General features: G+C 45.8%; 5 protein-coding genes. 3 read left to right on the top strand and 2 right to left on the bottom strand.

Annotation, left to right across the window (positions count from 1 at the left end; all coding sequences use genetic code 11):
• Positions 1-75 precede the first annotated feature (75 nt).
• Entirely contained in the window at positions 76-615 is a 540-nt protein-coding gene (locus tag QVP94_RS07835) for an RNA polymerase sigma-70 factor (protein WP_022192324.1), read from the bottom strand.
• A 257-nt stretch (positions 616-872) separates the two neighbouring features.
• Here QVP94_RS07835 and QVP94_RS07830 point away from each other — a divergent pair, with 257 nt between their 5' ends.
• Complete coding sequence (locus tag QVP94_RS07830) at positions 873-3,128, top strand: inorganic phosphate transporter (RefSeq protein WP_005860646.1); 2,256 nt, start codon at positions 873-875, stop codon at positions 3,126-3,128.
• A 56-nt stretch (positions 3,129-3,184) separates the two neighbouring features.
• Here QVP94_RS07830 and QVP94_RS07825 read toward each other — a convergent pair whose 3' ends face one another.
• Positions 3,185-4,057, bottom strand: a complete 873-nt coding sequence (locus tag QVP94_RS07825) for a hypothetical protein (protein ID WP_008781018.1) — start codon at positions 4,055-4,057, stop codon at positions 3,185-3,187.
• A gap of 196 nt (positions 4,058-4,253) precedes the next feature.
• Here QVP94_RS07825 and QVP94_RS07820 point away from each other — a divergent pair, with 196 nt between their 5' ends.
• Positions 4,254-5,597, top strand: coding sequence for a DUF5690 family protein (locus tag QVP94_RS07820; protein WP_009018755.1), 1,344 nt, complete (start codon positions 4,254-4,256; stop codon positions 5,595-5,597).
• Between the two features lie 34 nt (positions 5,598-5,631).
• Positions 5,632-6,420, top strand: coding sequence for a phosphonoacetaldehyde hydrolase (gene phnX, locus QVP94_RS07815; protein ID WP_022192323.1), 789 nt, complete (start codon positions 5,632-5,634; stop codon positions 6,418-6,420).
• The last annotated feature ends 7 nt before the right edge of the window (positions 6,421-6,427 follow it).

Raw genomic sequence — 6,427 nt, 5'->3', positions numbered from 1 at the left:
CTTTTTTTGTTATATACACCAGCCGTTGTAGAGACGTGGCACGCTACGTCTTTACAAAGAGGGAACGTGGATAGATTAGTCGTTTATTTCTTTAGCTAGAGATTCCCGTAGTTTCCGTACTGCCGTGGCGATGTGGGCTTCTAATGTCTTTACTGATATTTCTAGGATATTTGCCGCATCCTTATATTTCATCTTATCTTCACGGATCAGTTTAAAAGCCATCTTGCATTTATCCGGGAGCGTATTGATCGCCTCATTTAAATGATCGATGCATTCTTTGGAAATAAGTTCTTCCTCGGGCGTAGTATCGGTATGTGCGAATAAATCGATCGTATTCTCATCGATCTGGACTTTCTCCATATGCTGTGTCCGGTATAGGCTGATGGCTTTGTGGCGGGCTATGCCATAGATATAAGAATCGAAGTTAGAGATGTCCGGTAATGACTTTCTATTATTCCAAAGACTTAGAAATGTATCAGAGACAATTTCCTCAGCTTCTACAGAGGAAGGCACATAAAGGGATGTAAACCGCATTAGCCTCTGAAAATAGGCTAAATAAAGCGATTTAAAAGCAGTTTGAGAATCGGATAGCGCGATTTCACAGACCCATTGCATTATTTCTTTGGAGTGTTTTTCCAAGTAACTAGAATCTTGTTAACTTATTTCCCTTCTAAATATATAGTCGCAAATGTATATAAAAACCCTTAGTGGATCTCTCTCTTAAAAGAGAAATACTTGATGTTAATTTCAACCTAATTTCATATCTGGTTGTTTTTGAATCTAATCCGCAGGTTGTAACATCATTGTAATATGTATGTAACGGATGCGAAATAATTGTTTCAGAACTTTGCGCAAGAATTATAACAATCAGTATGGAAACATTTTATTTGTTCTTGGTCATATTTTTGTTTGTATTGGCCATCGTAGATTTATCGGTCGGTGTTAGTAATGACGCCGTGAATTTCTTGAATTCAGCTATCGGCGCAAGAGCCGCATCCTTTAAAGTTATTATCGCTATCGCTGCCGTGGGAGTCTTTGTTGGTGCGGCGTTATCCAATGGTATGATGGATATTGCCCGGCATGGTATTTATCAACCCCAGCATTTTTATTTCTCGGAGATCATGTGTATCCTTGCGGCCGTTATGCTTACGGATGTGGTGTTACTGGATATTTTTAACTCGTTAGGTATGCCGACCTCGACAACGGTTTCCATGGTGTTTGAGTTGGTGGGTGGAACGGTAGCGATTGCCTTGGTAAAGATCGCTAGTTCTTCAGGCGCTTTGCAATTGGGGGATCTGCTGAATACAGAGAAGGCTTTTACCGTGATTCTGGGTATCTTTCTTTCTGTGGCGATCGCTTTTTTCTTTGGTGTGATCGTGCAGTATCTGTCCCGGATCTTGTTCTCATTTAATTATAAGAAAAGTTCTAAATATTTTATTGGTCTGTTCGGAGGTTTAGCGGCCACTTCCATCATTTACTTTATGCTGATAAAGGGACTGAAGACAAGTTCTTTTATGACGGGTGAGTTCAAGGATATGGTGTATGCCAATACGGGGATGATCGTTTTGGGATGTATGGTATTTTTTACGATCTTGATGCAGGTATTGCATTGGTTGAAGGTGAATGTATTCAAGGTGGTCATTTTGATGGGTACGTTTGCCTTGGCGTTGGCTTTTGCCGGGAATGACTTGGTGAACTTTATCGGAGTCCCCTTGGCTGGCTATTCCTCTTATATGGACTTGATGGCGCAGGGAGGGACCACTACCACGGATACATTTTTGATGACCTCCTTGTTGGGACCGGCCCAGACACCTTGGTATTTCTTGGTGGGGTCCGGGATCGTGATGGTAATCGCCTTGGCTACCTCCAAAAAGGCTCAGAACGTGGTGAAGACTTCCTTGGATCTGTCTCGTCAATCGGATGGAGAGGAGTCTTTCGGTACATCGCCTGTCGCACGGGTATTGGTACGGAATTGCAGTAATATATCCGCTACGATATTAAGTATCGTGCCCACTCCGGTTAAGAACTGGATTGATAGCCGTTTCGACCAAAGCGAGATGATCATGGATGACAAGGCTAGCTTCGACTTGGTACGTGCCTCGGTTAACGTGGTTTTGTCCGGCTTGCTGATCGCTTTGGGAACCTCCTTGAAATTGCCTTTATCTACGACGTATGTGGCTTTCATGGTCGCTATGGGTACTTCGTTGGCAGACCGTGCTTGGGGGCGTGAGAGCGCTGTATATCGCATCACAGGCGTATTGTCCGTGATAGGTGGTTGGTTCATTACGGCAGGGGCTGCTTTTACGATCTGTTTCATCGTCGCTCTTTTGATTTATTGGGGAGGTATTCCAGCTTTGGTCGCTATGATTGGTTTGGCGATCTATTCGTTGGTTCGTAGCCACTTCGCTTATAAGGCTAAATTGCGGAAAGAGGCATTGAAGGAGGAGGTGAATTCTACGGTGTCTAAACTTCGTAAGGCTACGGATACCCGTGAGGCTTTGGCCCTGTTCCGCGAGCATAGCCGTGAGGAATTACAATCCGATCTGGATTTTACGGCGGAAGTATTCGGCAAGGCGGTAAATGGATTCATGAATGAGAACCTCCGTGAGTTGCGCAAGGTCTTGACTGCCGTGGAGGAGAAGAAGATTCACTTGAAACAAGTGAAACGTGTCGGTACGCTTGGCGTTACCCAATTGGATCACGATATCGCCGTGGAGAAGGGGCTTTATTATTATCAAGGAAATGACTTCGCCAGCGAGATCATATTCAGTATCCGTCGCTTGGCAGAACCGATGAAAGATCATATCGATAATAATTTCAGCCCGTTGAGTCCGGTACAGAAAGATGATTTTGGTAAGGTATCTGAACAAATCATCTCCTTCTTGAGAAATTGCGCTACTATGATCCGTAAAAACGATTATATTGGCTTTGAGGAGCTGATCGCTGAGTCGATTACCTTGATGAACCAACTTACCGCCTTGAAGAAAGGGGAGTTGAAGCGTATCCAAGGGCAGTCCGGCAGCACGAAGGTAAGCATGGTTTATTTGAACATGGTACAAGAGGCCCAGAACGTGGTTTCTTTTACGGCGAACCTTTTGAAGGTGAGCAGGAAGTTCCAGAAGGAATAATCAGTCTCTATTATATTGGGATGATGGGAGACGGGGCATGCCCCGTCTCTACTGGTTTATAGGGTTAGCATCTTCTTTTCTTTGACTAAATCACTCTCGTCCATCCGCAGGGATGGGACTGTACACATCTTGATAAAATCTCCTGTCTGGCAAGTATAATCATAGTAGACCTGTTGTTCCGGGGTAAAATCTTCTTTATCGATCAGTCCGCTTTTCCGGCTCATGAATTCATCGATCTCCGTGCTTTCTGATTCCTTGATAAGAAGGATTCGGCGGGCGATCGGGTTACGATTATAATCTTGCCCGATGTATAATCCTCGTAATTGGCGAGGATTCTTGAAAAATGGTATTTGCAGGTATATCGTTACCATCGTGAATTGGGGCGCTTGGTTCTCGTTCAGCATGCAATGGAAATTCTGAGGATCGGGCATGATCCCGAATCCCCATTGAGCCTCTCCATAAGCGCTGATCCGCCCTACACGGACTTGATTATCCGAGGGGGAGAGTAGGAAGGGTTCCATCTTGAGGCAGTCCGAGGAGGAAGAAAGGCTGTAACTGGTATAGATTCCTTTGAAAGCCTCTATTTTAGAGGCGGAGAGCCGTGTCTCCTCCATCAATTGCTTGGCGAAAGGATTATCTTTTAGGCTATCCGGTTCGGCGAACTCCATCTGGTCTAGGCGAAGGATCATCTCCTCTATATGGGAAAGCAAACGTTTTTTCGACACGTTATTCACTAGGGCGAGCGCCGAGTCCAGTGCTTCTTCCGGCGGGTAACTCTTGATGCCCTCGAAATAATTCGGCAATACGGTCGTATATAGGGAGGACAATATGCTGGGAGCCATATCGATCCAGTCGGCTATCTCTTTCATCTTAACCCCATTGCTTCGTAGATATTCGATCTTTCGGTAGAATTCTTGAAGATTGTTCATGTGTTTATATTCTTGATTTACCTTACAAAATAAGAGGACATATGTTGCGTTTCCGTTTCATGAATGTTACATAAATATTTCTTTATAATTTATTGATTCCTAGTTGGGTATTAATAATATACATTCATGGGTTCAGTAATATGTCTGTAACATGGCGGCTGTACTTTTGCCTTCGAAAATAAAACGACAGAAGATTATGGACACTGCGATACAGAGCAATAAAACATCCCGGAAACGGATTTCCGATCTCCTTTTCATCCTATGGGCCGGAGGGGCCGCCTTGCTTTCTTATTCCTTGGTATATATGTTGCGTAAGCCGTATACGGCTGCCGCTTTCGAGGATCTGGAGGTATTCAATATGGACTATAAGGTGGCGGTCACGATCGTGCAGATCTTGGGATACGTGGTGTCGAAGTTCATGGGAATTAAGTTGATATCGGAGTTGCGGCGGGAAGAGCGTTTGCGGTTCATCTTGATGTCCGTGGTGATGGCGGAACTTTCGTTGGTATTCTTCGGGTTGCTCTCGGCTCCTTATAATATAGCGGCGATGTTCTTGAACGGGCTTTCGCTGGGATGCATGTGGGGGATTATTTTTAGCTTTATAGAAGGACGTAGGATGACGGATGTCCTCGCTAGTTTGTTGGGCGTAAGTATGGTGATCAGTTCCGGTACAGCGAAGTCTGTCGGCTTGTACGTGATGGATATATGGCAGGTCAGCGAGTTCTGGATGCCGGCTTTGATCGGGGCGGTGGCATTGCCTTTGCTAGCCTTGTTGGGATATGCGCTAAACCGGCTTCCACAACCTACGGAGGAGGATATCGCCTTGAAGTCGGAGCGGGAGACCTTGAACGGGCGGCAGCGTTGGGAGCTTTTCAAGAACTTCATGCCTTTCTTGACGATGCTTTTCGTGGCGAATATAGCGATCGTGGTGTTACGGGATATCAAGGAGGACTTCTTGGTGAATATCATTGATATGTCCGGTTACTCGCCTTGGTTGTTCACGCAAATAGATAGCGTGGTGACCTTGACTATCTTGGCGATCTTTGGTTTGATGGTGCTCGTGAAAGATAATTTTAAGGCGCTTTCAGTCCTGTACGGTTTGATTATTACGGGCATGATGGTCATGGCGTTCGTGTCGTTCGGGCAGGAGCGGATGGGATTGAGTCCGGTGACATGGCTTTTCTTGCAGAGCCTCTGCCTGTATATGGCTTACTTAACCTTCCAGACGATTTTCTTCGATCGCTTCATCGCTTGTTTCAAGATACGGGGAAACGTCGGTTTCTTTATTGTCTTAACAGATTTTCTGGGGTACACGGGTACGATACTGGTATTGGTGCTAAAGGAATTCGTGGGTACGAGATTGGATTGGGCAGTATTTTATAACCAACTTGCCGGATATGTAGGGATCTTTTGCTGTGCCACTTTTGTCGCTTCCTTCGTATATTTGCGGCAACGCTATCGCAAGGAGACCGCTTTATGTGGCTGCGAGGAAATAGCAACTCTTGAGCCTACCGAAAACAATGTCCTTACGATCGCTTAAACAAGAAAATTATTAAATACGATACATACAGAATATGAAGAAGATTTCAGGTGTCATTATGGATTGGGCCGGTACGGCCGTGGATTATGGATGCTTCGCTCCGTTGAACGCTTTCCTCAAGGTATTCTCGGAAGAGAAAGGGATTGATATCACTTACCGGCAGGCCCGTGAGCCGATGGGTCTCTTGAAGATCGATCATATCAAGGCGATCTTGAGTATGCCGGAGGTGAACGAGAAGTTCCGTGCCTTGTATAAGAGGGACTGGAACAAGAGGGACGTGGATGAGATGTACACTAGTTTCGAGAAACATTTGTTCGCTTCCTTGAAGGATTTCACCACTCCGATACCGGGAGTCTTGGAGACGATGGCGATGCTTCGCAAGCAAGGTATAAAGATCGGCTCTACGACCGGGTACACGGCGAAGATGATGGAGATTGTCCGTCCCGGAGCCGAGGCCAAAGGATATAGGGTAGATAATCTGGTGACACCGAACGAGGTCCCGGCCGGTCGCCCCGCTCCGTATATGATCTATAAGAATATGATCGATTTGGCGATTCCTTCCGTAGATCAAGTGGTGAAGGTAGGAGATACGATCGCTGATATTAAGGAGGGCGTGAACGCCAAGGTATGGAGCGTCGGTATCGTGACCGGTAGCAACGAGATGGGCGTGAGCGAGGAGGAATATAACAGCCGTCCGGCGGAAGAATGGGAATCTCTGAAGAAAGAGGTGCGTGAGCGTATGTTGGCGGCGGGGGCTCATTTCGTCTTGGATACGATCGCCGAGCTGCCCGCTTGCATCGAGAAGATTAACAACAGGAATTAAGCTTGAT

Source organism: Parabacteroides sp. CAG:2 (assembly GCF_000436315.1).
GTDB lineage: Bacteria > Bacteroidota > Bacteroidia > Bacteroidales > Tannerellaceae > Parabacteroides > Parabacteroides distasonis.
This window is presented reverse-complemented; position numbering and strand designations above follow the sequence as displayed.